Source organism: Pseudomonas sp. GW821-FHT02A08, from assembly GCF_059422045.1.
On the sequence record NZ_JBWKWD010000038.1, the window covers coordinates 1 to 15,695 of the forward strand.

Here is a 15,695-nt window from a genome sequence, read left to right on the forward strand (position 1 = left end):
TCGCGAGCAAGCCCGCTCCCACAGGTTCAGCGGGCATCTTGAAATCACAAGCGTTCGATGATCGTCACATTGGCCTGACCTACCGCCTTCGCGAGCAAGCCCGCTCCCACAGGGGAATTGTGTCGATTAGTGAAGAATTTGAAGGAATAGATTGATGAAAATCTGTGAAAACCGCGTCGTGATCATCACCGGTGCCGGCGGTGGTCTGGGCCGGGCCTACGCGATGGCTTTCGCCGCCGAAGGCGCGAATGTGGTGGTCAACGACATCAACCGCGAAGCGGCACTCGCTGTGGTCGGCGAAATCCTGGGGCAGGGCGGCAGCGCCGTGGCCAACAGCGACGACATCACCCGTTATGACTCGGCGGGGCTGATCGTACGCCAGGCCATTGAAACCTTCGGCGACCTGAACGTGGTGGTCAACAACGCCGGAATCTGCCGCGACCGCATGTTCGCCAGCCTCAGCGAGGCCGACTGGGACGCCGTGGTGGCCGTGCACCTCAAGGGCCACTTCTGTATTTCCAGCCACGCCGTGAAGTACTGGCGCGAGCAGGCCAAGGGTGGCGCCAAGGTCGATGCACGGATCATCAACACCAGTTCCGGCGCCGGTTTGCAGGGTTCCATCGGTCAGTCCAACTACGCAGCGGCCAAGGGCGGTATTGCCTCACTGACGCTGGTGCAGGCGGCTGAACTGCGCCGCTACGGGATCACCGCCAATGCCTTGGCGCCAGCCGCGCGCACCGGGATGACCGAGCAAGTGTTCGCCGACACCATGAAAAAACCTGAAGAAGGCTTTGATTACTTCGCCCCGGAAAACGTCGCGCCGCTGGTGGTGTGGCTGGGCTCCGAGGCGTCTGCCGAGGTGACCGGGCAGATGTTCGAAGTCGAGGGCGGCAAGTTGTCGATCGCCGACGGCTGGCGCCGTGGTCCGCAACTGGATCGCCAGGGCCGCTGGGCGGTTGGCGAGATGGGCGATGCAGTCGCGCAACTACTGACGCAAGCGGTACCGGCGGCCAAAGTGTACGGCAGCTGAAAAAGACCGGTCTCGGATGGGCGGCGCGCGGCTATAATCGGCCCCTGCTGCCGATCACCTGTAGGAGCGAGCCTGCTCGCGATGGACTTCGGCGCAACGCGTTCATCCAGACAGGACGCGTTTTCGTTAACGTCCATCGCGAGCAGGCTCGCTCCTACAGATGCACATGAACCACGTTCCTCTACACGAGACCTGCCATGACCATTTCCCTGTACGACGCTTCCGTGCCTGTTTTCCAGCAAATGCTCAACGCCCTGAGCGATGTACTGAAAAAGGCCGAGGCTCACGCCACCGAAAAAAACATTGATCCTAACGCCTTCCTGCAAGCGCGCCTGTTCCCGGACATGTTCCCGCTGGTGCGTCAGGTGCAGATCGCCGTTGATTTCGCCAAAGGCGTTTCTTCGCGTCTGGCCGAAGTCGAACTGCCGAAGTACGACGACACTGAAACCACCTTCGCCGAGCTGCAGGCACTGATCGCCAAGGTTTTGGCCTACATCGGCGAGTTCACGCCGGAGCAGATCAACGGCAAGGAAGGCATCGAGATCGTCACCCGTCCGGGCACGCCTAAAGAGAAGCGCTTCAGCGGCCAGTCCTACCTGCTGACCTACGGCCTGCCGCAGTTCTTCTTCCACGTCACCACCACTTACGCACTGCTGCGCCACAACGGCGTGGAAGTGGGCAAGCGCGATTACATGGGCGCGTTCTAAACCGTCCAGGTACAAAAAAAGCCCCCGCAACCTCAGGTTGCGGGGGCTTTTTCATGTGTACGCATTTTTCAGCTACACCACAAATCCTGTGGGAGCGGGCTTGCTCGCGAAGGCGGAGTGTCAGCTACATCAATGTTGGCTGACCCACCGCTTTCGCGAGCAAGCCCGCTCCCACATGGGGCGGTGGGGTCAGGCCAATCGTGCTGTTTTCTGCTCTTCACCCAGGCAAGCCGCCGCGGTGAACAGCACATCGGTGGAGGAGTTCAGCGCGGTTTCCGCCGAGTCCTGCAACACGCCGATGATAAAACCGACTGCCACCACCTGCATGGCGATTTCGCTCGGGATGCCGAACAGGCTGCACGCCAGTGGAATCAGCAACAGCGAACCACCGGCCACACCCGAAGCGCCGCAGGCGCAGATGGCTGCGACGACGCTCAGCAGGATCGCGGTGGGAATGTCCACGGCGATACCCAGGGTGTGCACGGCCGCCAGGGTCAGCACGGTGATGGTGATTGCCGCGCCGGCCATGTTGATGGTCGCGCCCAGCGGGATCGATACCGAGTAGGTGTCTTCGTGCAGGCCCAGGCGCTTGCTCAGTTCCAGGTTGACCGGAATGTTCGCCGCCGAACTGCGGGTAAAGAATGCGGTGATGCCGCTTTCGCGAAGACAGGTCAGAACCAGCGGGTACGGGTTGTGACGCAGTTTCCAGAACACGATGAGCGGGTTCATCACCAGCGCCACGAACAACATGCAACCCAGCAGTACGGCCAGCAGGTGCGCGTAGCCGATCAAGGCGCCGAAACCGGAAGTAGCGAGCGTCGAGGCTACCAGGCCGAAGATGCCCAGCGGGGCGAAGCTGATCACCAGACGCACGATCACGGTCACGCCGTTGGACAGGTCGCCCAGCACTTCGCGGGTGGTGTCGCCGGAATGGCGGATGGCGATGCCCATGCCGATGGCCCACGCCAGAATGCCGATGAAATTGGCGTTCATCAGGGCACTGACCGGGTTGTCGACGACGCTCAGCAACAGGCTTTGCAGCACTTCGCCAATCCCGCCTGGCGCTGTGACTGCGACGTCCTGGGTCGACAGCACCAGGCTCGACGGGAACGTCATGCTGGCAACCACCGCGACCACGGCCGCGGCAAAAGTGCCCAGCAGATACAGGAACAGAATCGGTCGGATGTGGGTTTCCTGACCGTGCTTGTGGTTGGCAATCGACGCCATGACCAGCACGAAAACCAGAATCGGCGCGACGGCTTTGAGCGCCGAGACAAACACTTTGCCGATGAACGCCGTGGACTTCGCCATGTCGGGGGCGATCAGCGCCAGGGCAATACCGGCGATCAGGCCGATCACGATCTGTGTGACCAGGCTCAGGCGTTTAAGGCGTTGCAATAGAGAAGGGGATGAAGCAGTCATAAAACGGCATCTCTGAATTTTTATAAGTGCGTGGTTTCGCCGCAGTTGCAGCAACAAGCAGGGCAGGCCGCACACGGGAAACCGAGAGGGGAACACAGGGCTAATGCCAGCGCTGATTCCTGTGGCGAGGGAGCAAGCTCACTCGCCACAAGGGGCGCGGACTTTATCACAGCGCAGGAACGATCTTTCAGACCTGTGACGAACTGACGCCCTGGTCTTCAACGCGAATTGCAGGTTCGTGCAACCGCATCCGAAAACACTCTGTTAAGATTCGCCATCCTCATTTTCATGTCTGCCAGTGGGCCTTCGGGCTATCGCTGGTGTTTTCGTTTTCTGGAGTTTTGCATGCTGTTGCCCATTCTTCTGTTGTCCGCCGCCGGCTTTACGGTGCTGACCACGGAATTCATCATCGTCGGCCTGTTGCCGGCCATCGCCCGGGACCTGGAGGTCAGCATCCCGCAGGCCGGTTTGCTGGTGACCCTGTTCGCCTTCACCGTGGCCGCATTCGGGCCGTTCCTGACGGCGTATTTCGCCCGCTTCGAGCGCCGCAAGCTGTTCATCTCGGTGCTGATCATGTTTGGCCTGGCCAACACGCTCGCGGCGCTGGCGCCGAATATCTGGGTGATGGCGTTTGCCCGCTTGATCCCGGCGCTGGGGCTGCCGGTGTTCTGGGCCTTGGCCAGCGAAACGGCGGTGGACATCGTCGGGCCGGATTACGCCGGTCGCGCCATCGCCAAGATCGGCTTCGGCATCGTCTGTGCCACGGTGTTCGGCATTCCCGTGGGCACGCTGATTTCCGATGCGTTCGGCTGGCGCAGTGCCTTCGCGATTCTGGCGGTCATCGCCTTTGCCAAGGCGCTGCTGCTGTTTATCTATCTGCCCAGGACCAACCTGCACCAGCATCAGGTGAGCTTTCGTTCGCAGTTCAAGATCCTGCGCAGCCCGCTGATGCTCGGTCACGTGCTGCTGTCAGTGATTGTATTCAGCGGCATGTTTACCGCGTACACCTATCTGGCGGACATCCTTGAGCGCTTGGCCGGTTTCAACGGCACCGTGGTCGGCTGGTGTTTGATGGGCTTTGGCGCGGTCGGGCTGATCGGCAACTCCCTCGGCGGCCGGGCGGTGGATCGTCACCCGCTGATGGCGTCGATGATGTTCTGCGCATTCATGATCGCCGGCCTGGTGGCACTGGTGCCGAACATCCATTCGCCCCTCGGTCTGGCGGCGGCGATGGGCATCTGGGGCGTGACCCAGGCGGCGTTGTTCCTGGTCAGCCATGTGCGCCTGATGAAAGCTGCGCCCGAAGCGCCGGCCTTCGCCGCGTCGCTGAACATCGCCGGGGCCAACCTCGGTATCGGTCTGGGCGCGATGATCGGTGGTCGGGTGATCGATAGCGTCGGCCTGCAAGGCCTTGGTTTTGCCGCCGCCGCGTTCATTCTGGCGTCGATCCTGCTGGCCATCGCCCTGATGACCTTCAAGCCGCGTGAAGAGGTTACAGCGCTGTAAACAGCTCGCGTCGGGCACCTTCGGTAATGGCGACAATGCCGGGGTGCTTGACCTTGCGTTCCACCGAGATGGCATAGAACGACTCGCTCACCGCGTCGGTCTGGCCAATCACCTCCACGCCATATTGGCGTTGCACCTCATCGGCAATCACGCTCGGGCCGATGAATATCCCGCTGCCGGATTGGCCGAAGGCCTGCATCAGGGCGCTGTCGTCGAACTCACCGACAATTTGCGGCTGGACCTGCTGCTCGGCAAACCAGCGCTGCAAGCGGCTGCGCACCACGGTTTCCGGCCCGGGAATCAGTAGCGGCGCACCGTGCAGATTGCGCGGAAAGTCCCGTCCGTAACGGGCCGCCAGCTCAGGGGTGGCGAAGAAGCTGATCCCGCACTCACCGAGTTTCTGGCTGTAGCCCTTGATGTCCAGGTGCGACGGCATCGGGCTGTCGGAGATCACCAGGTCCAGGCGCTGGATCGCCAGGTCGGCCAACAAACGTTCAAGTTTGTCTTCGCGACACGTGATACGCAGCGGTTCGCTCAGCTCCATGGTCGGTGCAATCAGGCGATAGACGATGGACTTGGGCACCACGTCGGCCACACCGACGCGAAACAGGATCTGCTGTTCATTGGGCTGTGCCCGCAGCATCAGTTCCAGTTCGCCACCGAGCTGGAACATTTGTTCGGCGTAGGGCAAGGCCTGGCGGCCGGCTTCGGTCAGTTCGAGTTGCCGTCCAACGCGCCGGAACAACTCGATGCCAAAGGTCTGTTCCAGTAATGAGATCTGCCCGCTGATGGTTTGTGGCGTGAGATTGAGCTGCTCGCAGGCGCGCACGATGCTGCCGGTCTTGGCTACCACCCAGAAGTAATGCAGTTGCCGATAGTTGAGCATGGTGATCTATAGTTCGTAAAAATCGAAGTATAACCGCTGAAAATACGAATTTTCCTGAAGTGTTTGCTTCCCTAGAATGCATCGCTATCAACGGGTCATCGTTTTGGTCCCGTTCGTTCTATCGAGGAAAGCATCATGAAGCTTAAAGCCACGGCACTGCTGATTACGTCTTTACTGGTACTGGCCGGTTGCGACCAGGCCGAGAAAAGCGCGCAACAATTGATGGGCAAGGCTGCCGAAAGCGCCAAACAGGCGATTGACGATACCCACAAGGCCGCCGAGCAAGCACTCAGTGACGCCACCAGCGGGTTGATCAGCAAAAAAGAATCATCGGAAAAAGAATCGGAAAAAACCGAATCTTCCTCCCAGGAAATCTAAACCGTATTACAACGAGTCAGGACTGACCCATGGACTACCTTTTACAACTTGCCGCCAGCCCCACCGCCTGGGTCGCCCTTGCCACCCTGATCGTGATGGAGATCGTGCTCGGCATCGACAACCTGATCTTCATCTCGATCCTGACCAACAAGCTGCCCTTGCACAATCGACAGCGGGCACGGCGCATTGGTATCGGCATGGCGTTGATCCTGCGCCTGGGCTTGCTGAGCACCATCGCGTTCATCGTGCAGTTGACTGCGCCGGTGATCGAGATTCTCGGCCACGCGTTTTCCTGGAAAGACATGATCCTGATTGCCGGTGGCCTGTTCCTGTTGTGGAAGGCGACCACCGAGATCCATCACAGCATGGACCCTGCCCCGGAAGATCCGAAATCGGCGACCTCGACCGTGACCCTGGGCTTCGCTGCCGCGATCGGTCAGATCCTGATGCTGGACATGGTGTTCTCCATCGACAGCATCATTACCGCTGTCGGCATGACCGAGCATTTGCCGATCATGGTCATCGCGGTGGTGGTGTCGGTACTGGTGATGTTGCTGGCGGCTGATCCGCTGGCCAAGTTCATCAACGACAACCCGACGGTGGTGATGCTGGCCCTGGGCTTCCTGATCATGATCGGCATGACGCTGATTGCCGAAGGCTTCGGTGCCCACGTACCGAAAGGCTACGTCTATGCGGCCATGGCATTCTCGGCTTCGATCGAGGTGTTGAACATGATGTCCCGCCGGTCCAGGCAGAAGCGGGTAGCCACCGAGGCTTGACCTGCGCTAAAGGAAACGGCCGCCTGAACTCCAAGGAGTGCAGGCGGCCGTTTTTGTTGGTCTCGGGTAAAGGTATGGTCAGTGAGCGTTGGCGTGTTGGCTCGGTGTCTTGTCTGCTTCTGGCGCAGGGGCCGGCTGGACAGGGTGATGGTGGCGACGAGTAATGCGAAGCACGCCCCACAGCATCGCGGCGGCGACCGTCAGCCAGCTGCAAATCAACAATACAATGATCATGGTCAGGCTCATCTGTGCCTCCTCTTTGCCCTTCTTTGGGCACTCACGCTTCGCTGTCGTCTCTTCAGGGAACAGTCTAGCCGTTGCTGCATTTCAGGCTATTGACCGAAAGTCGCCTGTCACCAACCAGTTCGCTCTATCGAATTCACTCCACTACCGTTTAGAGCTATACCGTAGCGGCGCGGCGACCTATGATCGACGACCAAGCCGGGAATGGGATTGCCTGGCGTCTGAACCTGAACAAGAGAGAGATGATGGTGCGGGTATTTTCTCGAATTTTGTCGACCATGCTGATCGCCGGTTGCGTGGCAAGCCTGGCGGGCTGTGCCGGGAGCGTTGCGCCCGAGATCAAGCGCTTGCCCGAGCGTGTCGAACTCAGCGGCCGGTTCTACCGGGGCGATGCGTATCAAAGCGGGCCACAGGTGCTGGCCAGCATGCTGTCCCAGCAGGGCATCGTGATTACCCCGGGGTTGCTCGACAAACCCTTGCATTTGCCGGGGGGCGAAGCCCGGTTGCAACAGAACATGCAGAACCTTGCCCGCGAGTACGGGATGGTCGTTTATCCCCTCGATAGCAACCTTGCGGCCTTGTTGACGCAAGTCGCCGCCGGTTATCCGGTGATGGTGCGCTTTACCGAAGGCTCGGCCATGTGGGCCGAACCGCGTTACGCCATTCTGGCCGGCTACAACCGCCAGAAGCAGACGGTCCTGCTGCGGGCCGGGATGAATCGCCGCGAACTGATGGGCTTCAGTTCCTTCGAGTCAGCGTTCAAGGATGCCGGTGGCTGGGCGGTGCTGATCCAGAACCCGACGCAGGTCCCGGCCCAGGTCGATCAGCAGCGTTGGCTCAAGGCCGCCAACGATCTGGCGCAGGCCGGTCAGGAGCAGGCCGCCGCCAGGGCGAAGAAGGCCTTGGCCAGCCAGTAAGTCCGTTGGTCACCCGCCGGGCACCATCGCCCATCGCCAGCCTCTGATCTTAAGGGCCCGGAGCATTGCTTCGGGCCGAGATCAGGAGGCACCCATGGCTCATTCCAAAACGCCCGTCGGTCCGCATTCGTCTGAACATTCATCTGGTAATGAACTGGGTTTCGATCCTGACTCCCCGGACCTTGCCGATCCTCAGGTTGACCCGATCGGGCCCGCCAAGGCGCCGAGGGACGTGAAGCCGGGTGAGAACTCCAAGGCTCCGGCCAAGCCCTATGATCCACTGGGCAACCTGAAGCCTTAGGTTCAATGGAGGTGTGTATGTCTACCGATTCCAGTTTCGACGACAAACGTCCGCAAACCGTCCCCACAACCCCCGAGCAAAGCTGCGATCCGGTAATGGATCCTGACAGCCCTTTAAGAGATCCCCTGGCGCGGCCAACGGTGGTGCCCACTGAAAAGCCGAAGGGGTGGAGAGATCCAAGTGTCGGCGACGGCATCCCGGATGACGACCAGATGCCGCTGCCCAACGACTGACGTTGCGACGAAAAAAAGCCCCGAATGTTCGGGGCTTTTCAATGGGGTTGCAGCAAGGTTACTTAGACGCTTCAACCACGCCGCTCTGGCGCTGCTTGAGGTTCTTGTCTGCCTTGTACTGCAAGGCCACGGAAGGCACGTCCGCGCTCTTTCCGCTCTCTACCCAATTACGCATGCGCGTGGCATCGGCAAAATGGGTGTACTTGCCATAGGCGTCAAGGATCACCAAGGCCACCGGGCGGTTACTCATTCGGGTCACCAGCACCAGGCAGTGACCTGCTTCATTGGTGAAACCGGTTTTTGTCAGCTGGATGTCCCAGTCCGGCTTGCGGACCAAATGGTCGGTGTTGCGAAAGCCCAGGCTGTAGTTCGGTTTGCGAAACGAAACGGTCTTTTCCTTGGTTGTACTCAGTTCGGTCAGCAGCGGGTACTTGTGGGCGGCGATCAACAGTTTGCTCAAATCGCGAGCGGTCGAAACGTTGCGCGGCGACAGACCTGTCGGCTCGACGAAATGGGTATTGGTCATGCCCAAGGCCCGGGCCTTGGCGTTCATTGCAGCGATAAACGCGGCATAGCCACCCGGATAGTGGTGGGCCAGGCTTGCAGCGGCCCGGTTTTCAGATGACATCAGGGCAATCAGCAGCATTTCCCGGCGCGGCAGTTCGCTCTTGAGCTTGACCCGGGAGTACACACCTTTCATTTCCGGTGTGTCGCTGATGTTGATGTTGATGTATTCATCCATGTTTTGCCGGGCTTCAACCACGACCAGGCCGGTCATCAGTTTGCTGACGGACGCGATGGGGACGACAACGTCCGGATTGCTGGCATAGATGACTTTGTTGGTCTGCATATCCAGCAGTAAAGAGCTGCCGGAAGCGAGCTTGAGTTGCGAGGTATCCCGAGGCGCGGCTGTGGTTTCGCCAGCGCTGGCGATTGGCGTGATGAAAGTCCCTGTAACTGCAAAAAATAGGCTCAGGATGGAAAGACGGATTTTCACGCTGGCAGACTCGTAAGGTGTTGATAAGCCGTTTTGTAACGGGCTATTTCGTAAAAAACGCGACATTCTGGAGTATGGCTGAATAACTGTCGATGGTTGTTCAAGCAACGGGTGAAAGTCCTGAGAAACATGAAAAAAAAGTCATTTTTCGTCGGGTGGTCGACGTTTTTCGCAGGCAAAAAAAACCCGCCAAGGCGGGTAATGCCGATCAGTTAAGCCATAACGCAATCTGTAGCAGCTGGCGTAGCCTGCGTCCGGCTGCACAGCAGTCGTAAAATCAGAGTTCGCGGTACGTCAGAGAGATCGTGCAAGCCGGATTTACGACTGCTGCGCAGCCGGACGCAGCCTTCGGCAGCTGCTACAAGGAAGGCGTGACGTCTGGGTTCGCCTAACTGATCGGCATTAGCCCAGGTGGCCGGTTTCTTTCGTTTGAACGCAATCTCTGTAGCAGCTGGCGAAGCCTGCGTTCGAGTGCGCAGCAGTCGTAAAATCAGGGTTCGCGGTACGTCAGAGAGGTCGTGCAAGCCGGATTTACGACTGCTGCGCAGCCGGACGCAGCCTTCGGCAGCTGCTACAAGGAAGGCGTAGCGTCCGGGTTCGCCTTACTGATCGGCATTAGCCTAGGCGGGGTTCCTTGTCACGCTGTCAGCGTTTGCGTTGAAACTCAGCTATGCAGGGTTTCGGCGGCATACAGGGTGTTTTCCAGCAGGCAGGCACGGGTCATCGGGCCTACGCCGCCTGGTACCGGAGTGATCCAGCCGGCGCGGGGCAGGGCGGTTTCGTAGATCACGTCGCCCACTAGCTTGCCGTCTTCCTGACGGTTGATGCCGACATCGATCACGATCGCGCCTTCCTTGATCCATTCGCCCTTGACCAGACCCGGCTTGCCGGCGGCAACGACGACCAGGTCCGCGCGGCCGACATGGCCGGCCAGGTCCTTGGTAAAGCGGTGGGTGACCGTCACGGTGCAACCGGCCAGCAGCAATTCCATGGCCATCGGGCGGCCAACGATATTGGACGCGCCGACAACCACGGCATTCATCCCGTAAAGGTCGACACCGGTGCTTTCCAGCAGGGTCATGATGCCTTTGGGGGTGCATGGGCGCAGCAGCGGGATACGCTGGGCCAGGCGACCGACGTTATAAGGATGGAAACCGTCGACGTCTTTATCCGGACGAATGCGTTCCAGCAGCCTGGAGGCGTCCAGGTGTTCGGGAAGCGGAAGCTGAAGCAGGACGCCGTCGATTGCAGGATCGTCGTTCAGGCGATCGATCAGCTCGGTCAGCGCTTCTTGAGTGGTTTCGGAAGGCAGGTCATAGGCTTGGGATAGAAAGCCGACCTCTTCACAGTCTTTACGCTTGTGCGAGACATAAACCTGAGAGGCAGGATCGCTGCCGACCAGGATCACCGCAAGGCCGGGCGTGCGTAGGCCTTGCTGGCGACGCTCGGTGACACGTTGGGCGATCTGCTGGCGCAGGCTGGCGGCGATCGATTTGCCGTCGATTAGTTGTGCAGTCATTGCGCGTGATTAACCATCGAGAGGGGAAAAAAAGAGAACGCATTCTCGCATGTCATGCGGTGAGGGCAAAGGCGCTTGGTCTGCAAATTCCCCTAACTCCTTTAATTAAATGAATTTTTTTTAAAAAGGATTTGACGACCTTCGGGTGGCTCTATACTATTCGTCGCACTTGTCGGGCACAGCCTAGCACTGGTTAGGAAGGTTGAGCGGGATTACGATTCTGCGAGACTGGAAAGCACTTAGTTTGTAGTCCTCCAAGGTTACAGCTAACAAGGCGCCCGTAGCTCAGCTGGATAGAGCATCCGCCTTCTAAGCGGATGGTCGCAGGTTCGAGTCCTGCCGGGTGCGCCATTAGGCAGCTTTGGCACAAGTAACGCGATATGGTGGGCGTAGCTCAGTTGGTAAGAGCACGGGATTGTGACTCCCGTTGTCGTGGGTTCGATCCCCATCGTCCACCCCATATTTCGAAAGGCGCCAGATTAACAGTCTGGCGCCTTTGCTTTAAAGGCTTCACCCCGCGGATGTGGTGGAATTGGTAGACACACTGGATTTAGGTTCCAGCGCCGCGAGGCGTAAGAGTTCGAGTCTCTTCATCCGCACCAATTAAAGCTTCACTCAGGCCGTTGGTCTGGCTGGAGCTTGATAAAGAAGTTGTTTGGCTTCTTTAACAGGCAATATGGTGGGCGTAGCTCAGTTGGTAGAGCACGGGATTGTGACTCCCGTTGTCGTGGGTTCGATCCCCATCGTCCACCCCATATTTCGAAAGGCGCCAGATTGAAAAGTCTGGCGCCTTTTTTGTTTCGGCGGCCGCAGGTTCCGGGTCGCAGGGGCGGGGCGTTTCGTCGTATTTATGTTTCTCGATGATGCAGTCCTGCCCGCCGGCCTTGCTTGCGAGATCGGCTGTCAGGGAGATGATTGGCTGCCTTCTCTATATATGGAAAGGTTGGCGCAGAGCCCTGGCGTGATTGGTTGTATTTGCCATCGGGGCGAGGTGCATTCGTGCATTCGCACCTATAAATTGCCTGCTGCGTTTTTACCCGTTTTCAGTAGGGTGACTTCTTGAGTTTGACCCACTAGAATGCATGCCCTTGATTCTGGGGTCGGAAACGGCCGGCTAACGTCTGTGCAACGAGGAATATCCATGCAAGTTTCTGTTGAAAATACTACTGCTCTTGAGCGCCGCATGAGCGTCACCGTGCCGGCTGAGCGCATCGAGAGCCAGGTCAACAAGCGTCTGCAGCAGACCGCCCAAAAGGCCAAGATTGCTGGCTTCCGTCCAGGCAAAGTGCCAATGAGCGAAATCAAGCGCCGTTTCGGTGCTGACGCTCGCCAGGAAGCTGTAGGCGACGTGATCCAGTCTTCCTTCTACGAAGCTGTGGTTGAGCAGAAGCTGAACCCGGCTGGTCAGCCTTCGATCGAACCAAAATCCCTGGAAGCAGGCAAGGACCTGGAATACGTAGCCGTATTCGAAGTGTTCCCTGAGTTCACCGTTGCCGGTTTCGAAGGTATCGCCGTAGAGCGTCTGAGCGCTGATGTGTCTGATGCCGATCTGGACAAGATGCTGGACATCCTGCGCAAGCAGAACACCCGTTTCGAAGTGGCCGATCGCGCCGCTCAAAACGAAGACCAGCTGAACATCGATTTCGTCGGCAAGGTCGACGGTGAAGTGTTCGCTGGCGGTTCCGCCAAGGGTACTCAGCTGGTTCTGGGTTCCGGCCGCATGATCCCTGGTTTCGAAGATGGCCTGGTTGGTGCAAAAGCCGGTGAAGAGCGCGTTCTGAACCTGACTTTCCCAGAGGACTATCAGAATCTGGACCTGGCTGGCAAAACCGCCGAGTTCACCGTGACCGTCAACACCGTTTCCGAGCCAAAGCTGCCAGAACTGACCGAGGAGTTCTTCGCTCAATTCGGCATCAAGGAAACCGGTCTGGAAGGCTTCCGCGCCGAAGTTCGCAAGAACATGGAGCGTGAGCTGCGTCAGGCGATCAAATCCAAGGTCAAGAATCAGGTAATGGACGGTCTGCTGGCCACCAACCCGATCGAAGTGCCAAAGGCTCTGCTGTCCAACGAAGTTGACCGTCTGCGCGTGCAGGCTGTCCAGCAGTTCGGCGGCAACATCAAGCCAGACCAACTGCCGGCCGAGCTGTTCGAAGAACAAGCCAAGCGCCGTGTAGTGCTGGGCCTGATCGTGGCTGAAGTGGTCAAGCAATTCGACCTCAAGCCTGACGAAACCCGCGTTCGCGAGATGATTCAGGAAATGGCTTCGGCCTACCAGGAGCCTGAGCAAGTTGTGTCCTGGTACTACAAGAACGACCAGCAACTGAACGAAGTTCGCTCGGTTGTGCTGGAAGAGCAAGTTGTGGATACTGTTCTGCAGAAAGCTAGCGTGACCGACAAATCGGTCTCTTACGAAGAAGCAGTCAAGCCGGTAGAAGCACCACAAGCCGACTGATCACTTTTGCGGTAAGAAGCAAACACCATAAGCCAGCCTTCGAGCTGGCTTATGCGTATTCAAGACATAACTATTTGGGAGTGACTGCAGAGCATGTTCCGTAATTCGTATATTCAGCAGAACTCTGATATCCAGGCCGCAGGCGGCCTGGTCCCGATGGTTGTCGAGCAGTCCGCTCGTGGCGAGCGCGCCTACGACATCTACTCGCGTCTCCTCAAGGAGCGGGTGATCTTTCTGGTTGGTCCGGTAGAGGACTACATGGCCAACCTGATCTGTGCGCAACTGCTGTTCCTTGAAGCGGAAAACCCGGACAAGGACATCCATCTCTATATCAACTCCCCGGGCGGTTCGGTGACGGCGGGCATGTCGATCTATGACACCATGCAGTTCATCAAACCCAACGTGGCGACCACCTGTATCGGTCAGGCGTGCAGCATGGGTGCGTTCCTGCTGACGGCCGGTGCTCCCGGCAAGCGTTACTGCCTGCCGAACTCGCGTGTGATGATTCACCAGCCACTGGGCGGTTTCCAGGGCCAGGCGTCGGATATCGAAATCCATGCCAAGGAAATCCTCTTCATTCGCGAGCGTCTCAACACGCTGATGGCCCAGCATAGCGGGCGCACTCTCGAAGAAATCGAGCGCGATACCAATCGCGACAATTTCATGAGTGCGGAAGCCGCGCGTGAGTACGGGTTGATCGATGAAGTGATCAGCCAGCGTCCTGCTTAAAATAAGCAGCTCAAAATAAGGTTGGTCGGCGGGTCCGACACCTGCGGGCTTGAAAAAGCCCGCAATAGCCTTCATCTTGTGTTGCAAGCCTATCGGATTTGGATCGAACGAATGACTGACACCCGCAACGGCGAGGACAACGGCAAGCTGCTCTATTGCTCCTTCTGTGGCAAAAGCCAGCATGAAGTACGCAAATTGATTGCCGGCCCCTCGGTCTTTATCTGCGACGAGTGCGTCGACCTGTGCAACGACATCATCCGCGAGGAGGTGCAGGAAGCACAGGCCGAAAGCAGCGCGCATAAATTGCCTTCGCCTAAAGAAATCAGCGGCATCCTTGATCAGTATGTGATTGGTCAGGAGCGTGCGAAAAAGGTTCTGGCCGTAGCGGTGTACAACCACTACAAGCGCCTGAATCAGCGTGACAAGAAGAATGACGACGTCGAACTCGGCAAGAGCAACATCCTGCTGATCGGCCCGACAGGCTCGGGTAAGACCCTGCTTGCCGAAACACTGGCCCGTTTGCTGAACGTTCCGTTCACCATCGCCGACGCAACCACCCTCACCGAGGCGGGTTACGTGGGTGAAGATGTCGAGAACATCATTCAGAAGCTGTTGCAGAAGTGCGATTACGACGTGGAAAAAGCCCAGATGGGCATTGTCTACATCGATGAGATCGACAAGATTTCGCGCAAGTCTGACAACCCGTCGATCACCCGGGACGTTTCCGGTGAAGGCGTGCAGCAGGCCCTGCTCAAGTTGATCGAAGGCACGGTCGCTTCCGTTCCGCCACAAGGTGGTCGCAAGCATCCGCAGCAGGAATTCCTGCAGGTCGACACCCGTAACATCCTGTTCATCTGCGGTGGCGCGTTCTCTGGTCTTGAGAAGGTCATTCAAAACCGTTCCACCAAGGGTGGCATCGGTTTCAATGCGGAAGTGCGCAGCAAGGAAGAAGGCAAGAAAGTCGGTGAGTCCCTGCGTGAAGTCGAGCCTGACGATCTGGTCAAGTTCGGTCTGATCCCGGAGTTCGTCGGTCGTCTGCCGGTACTTGCCACGCTGGACGAGCTCGACGAGGCTGCGTTGATGCAGATCCTCACCGAGCCGAAAAATGCTCTGACCAAGCAGTATGCCAAGTTGTTCGAGATGGAAGGCGTGGATCTGGAATTCCGGACCGACGCTCTGAAATCGGTCGCCAAGCGTGCCCTGGAGCGTAAAACCGGTGCCCGTGGCCTGCGTTCGATTCTCGAAGGTGTATTGCTCGACACTATGTATGAAATCCCCTCGCAATCAGAGGTGAGCAAAGTAGTGATCGATGAAAGCGTGATAGAAGGCAAGTCCAAGCCACTGTATATCTACGAGAACAGTGAGCCGACCGCCAAGGCCGCGCCAGACGCTTAAGCGTCACGCAGCCGGTACAAAGAAGGGGCCTTCGGGCCCCTTTGCTATTTGGGGCCGGCTTGTCGGATCGCCGCACCGCAGCGAAGGCGGCCTGACAGCCAGCCATTTTCTCAAGCTTCTTCGGGCTGAGATCTTTTACTGCTTTTATCCGCTTGTTTTTTTCCAAACTAGCCCCCATCTTGGTTTCAAGCTTACTTCCAT

16 protein-coding genes and 4 tRNA genes are annotated in these 15,695 nt (G+C 58.3%); 15 read left to right on the forward strand and 5 right to left on the reverse strand.

Annotation, left to right across the window (positions count from 1 at the left end):
- Positions 1-154: 154 nt before the first annotated feature.
- Both AC07W4_RS22450 and AC07W4_RS22455 read left to right on the forward strand, forming a co-directional pair.
- A complete protein-coding gene (locus AC07W4_RS22450; protein ID WP_495034024.1) occupies positions 155-1,030 on the forward strand; it encodes an SDR family oxidoreductase in 876 nt (291 codons plus the stop codon).
- 197 nt (positions 1,031-1,227) lie between these two features.
- On the forward strand, positions 1,228-1,737 hold the full coding sequence (locus tag AC07W4_RS22455) for a DUF1993 domain-containing protein (RefSeq protein ID WP_495034025.1): 510 nt from the start codon (positions 1,228-1,230) through the stop codon (positions 1,735-1,737).
- A gap of 189 nt (positions 1,738-1,926) precedes the next feature.
- Here the strand turns inward: AC07W4_RS22455 and sstT are convergent, their stop codons facing one another.
- Positions 1,927-3,159, reverse strand: coding sequence for a serine/threonine transporter SstT (gene sstT / locus AC07W4_RS22460; RefSeq protein WP_495034026.1), 1,233 nt, complete (start codon positions 3,157-3,159; stop codon positions 1,927-1,929).
- A 345-nt stretch (positions 3,160-3,504) separates the two neighbouring features.
- On the opposite strand from sstT, the gene AC07W4_RS22465 reads away from it, so the two are divergent.
- On the forward strand, positions 3,505-4,665 hold the full coding sequence (locus AC07W4_RS22465) for an MFS transporter (protein WP_008048831.1): 1,161 nt from the start codon (positions 3,505-3,507) through the stop codon (positions 4,663-4,665).
- Here AC07W4_RS22465 and nhaR read toward each other — a convergent pair.
- Positions 4,652-5,551 carry a transcriptional activator NhaR gene (gene nhaR / locus AC07W4_RS22470; protein ID WP_008048836.1) on the reverse strand — a complete coding sequence of 300 codons (900 nt, stop codon included), beginning with the start codon at positions 5,549-5,551 and terminating at the stop codon, positions 4,652-4,654. The genes AC07W4_RS22465 and nhaR overlap by 14 nt on opposite strands.
- 135 nt (positions 5,552-5,686) lie before the next feature.
- On the opposite strand from nhaR, the gene AC07W4_RS22475 reads away from it, so the two are divergent.
- Positions 5,687-5,929 carry a hypothetical protein gene (locus tag AC07W4_RS22475; RefSeq protein ID WP_008048837.1) on the forward strand — a complete coding sequence of 81 codons (243 nt, stop codon included), beginning with the start codon at positions 5,687-5,689 and terminating at the stop codon, positions 5,927-5,929.
- Between the two features lie 29 nt (positions 5,930-5,958).
- Positions 5,959-6,708, forward strand: coding sequence for a TerC family protein (locus AC07W4_RS22480; RefSeq protein WP_414875328.1), 750 nt, complete (start codon positions 5,959-5,961; stop codon positions 6,706-6,708).
- A 78-nt stretch (positions 6,709-6,786) separates the two neighbouring features.
- On the opposite strand, the gene AC07W4_RS22485 is transcribed toward AC07W4_RS22480, so the two are convergent.
- Entirely contained in the window at positions 6,787-6,954 is a 168-nt protein-coding gene (locus AC07W4_RS22485) for a hypothetical protein (protein WP_008048839.1), read from the reverse strand.
- Between the two features lie 179 nt (positions 6,955-7,133).
- Here AC07W4_RS22485 and AC07W4_RS22490 point away from each other — a divergent pair, with 179 nt between their 5' ends.
- The 3 genes from AC07W4_RS22490 to AC07W4_RS22500 all read left to right on the forward strand — a co-directional run bounded on the left by AC07W4_RS22490 (position 7,134) and on the right by AC07W4_RS22500 (position 8,402).
- Positions 7,134-7,868: a C39 family peptidase gene (locus AC07W4_RS22490; RefSeq protein WP_495034027.1), complete on the forward strand. Its 735-nt coding sequence runs from the start codon at positions 7,134-7,136 to the stop codon at positions 7,866-7,868.
- Between the two features lie 94 nt (positions 7,869-7,962).
- Positions 7,963-8,169: a DUF6021 family protein gene (locus AC07W4_RS22495; RefSeq protein ID WP_495034028.1), complete on the forward strand. Its 207-nt coding sequence runs from the start codon at positions 7,963-7,965 to the stop codon at positions 8,167-8,169.
- Positions 8,170-8,186: 17 nt separating this feature from the next.
- Positions 8,187-8,402 carry a hypothetical protein gene (locus AC07W4_RS22500; protein ID WP_495034029.1) on the forward strand — a complete coding sequence of 72 codons (216 nt, stop codon included), beginning with the start codon at positions 8,187-8,189 and terminating at the stop codon, positions 8,400-8,402.
- A 58-nt stretch (positions 8,403-8,460) separates the two neighbouring features.
- Here AC07W4_RS22500 and pbpG read toward each other — a convergent pair whose 3' ends face one another.
- Both pbpG and folD read right to left on the reverse strand, forming a co-directional pair.
- On the reverse strand, positions 8,461-9,399 hold the full coding sequence (gene pbpG, locus AC07W4_RS22505) for a D-alanyl-D-alanine endopeptidase (RefSeq protein ID WP_008048843.1): 939 nt from the start codon (positions 9,397-9,399) through the stop codon (positions 8,461-8,463).
- A 664-nt stretch (positions 9,400-10,063) separates the two neighbouring features.
- Positions 10,064-10,918, reverse strand: a complete 855-nt coding sequence (folD, locus tag AC07W4_RS22510; protein ID WP_008048844.1) for a bifunctional methylenetetrahydrofolate dehydrogenase/methenyltetrahydrofolate cyclohydrolase FolD — start codon at positions 10,916-10,918, stop codon at positions 10,064-10,066.
- Between the two features lie 274 nt (positions 10,919-11,192).
- On the opposite strand from folD, the gene AC07W4_RS22515 reads away from it, so the two are divergent.
- From AC07W4_RS22515 to clpX, 7 genes are all read left to right on the forward strand, one after another.
- A tRNA-Arg gene (locus AC07W4_RS22515) sits at positions 11,193-11,269 on the forward strand.
- Positions 11,270-11,301: 32 nt separating this feature from the next.
- Positions 11,302-11,378: transfer RNA gene (locus AC07W4_RS22520), tRNA-His, on the forward strand.
- Between the two features lie 57 nt (positions 11,379-11,435).
- Positions 11,436-11,520 (forward strand) — tRNA-Leu (locus AC07W4_RS22525).
- Between the two features lie 77 nt (positions 11,521-11,597).
- Positions 11,598-11,673: transfer RNA gene (locus tag AC07W4_RS22530), tRNA-His, on the forward strand.
- A 386-nt stretch (positions 11,674-12,059) separates the two neighbouring features.
- A complete protein-coding gene (gene tig / locus AC07W4_RS22535; RefSeq protein ID WP_032829541.1) occupies positions 12,060-13,370 on the forward strand; it encodes a trigger factor in 1,311 nt (436 codons plus the stop codon).
- 93 nt (positions 13,371-13,463) lie between these two features.
- Positions 13,464-14,099 carry an ATP-dependent Clp endopeptidase proteolytic subunit ClpP gene (clpP, locus tag AC07W4_RS22540; protein WP_008048846.1) on the forward strand — a complete coding sequence of 212 codons (636 nt, stop codon included), beginning with the start codon at positions 13,464-13,466 and terminating at the stop codon, positions 14,097-14,099.
- Positions 14,100-14,210: 111 nt separating this feature from the next.
- Entirely contained in the window at positions 14,211-15,494 is a 1,284-nt protein-coding gene (gene clpX / locus AC07W4_RS22545) for an ATP-dependent Clp protease ATP-binding subunit ClpX (RefSeq protein ID WP_008048848.1), read from the forward strand.
- Positions 15,495-15,695 lie beyond the last annotated feature (201 nt).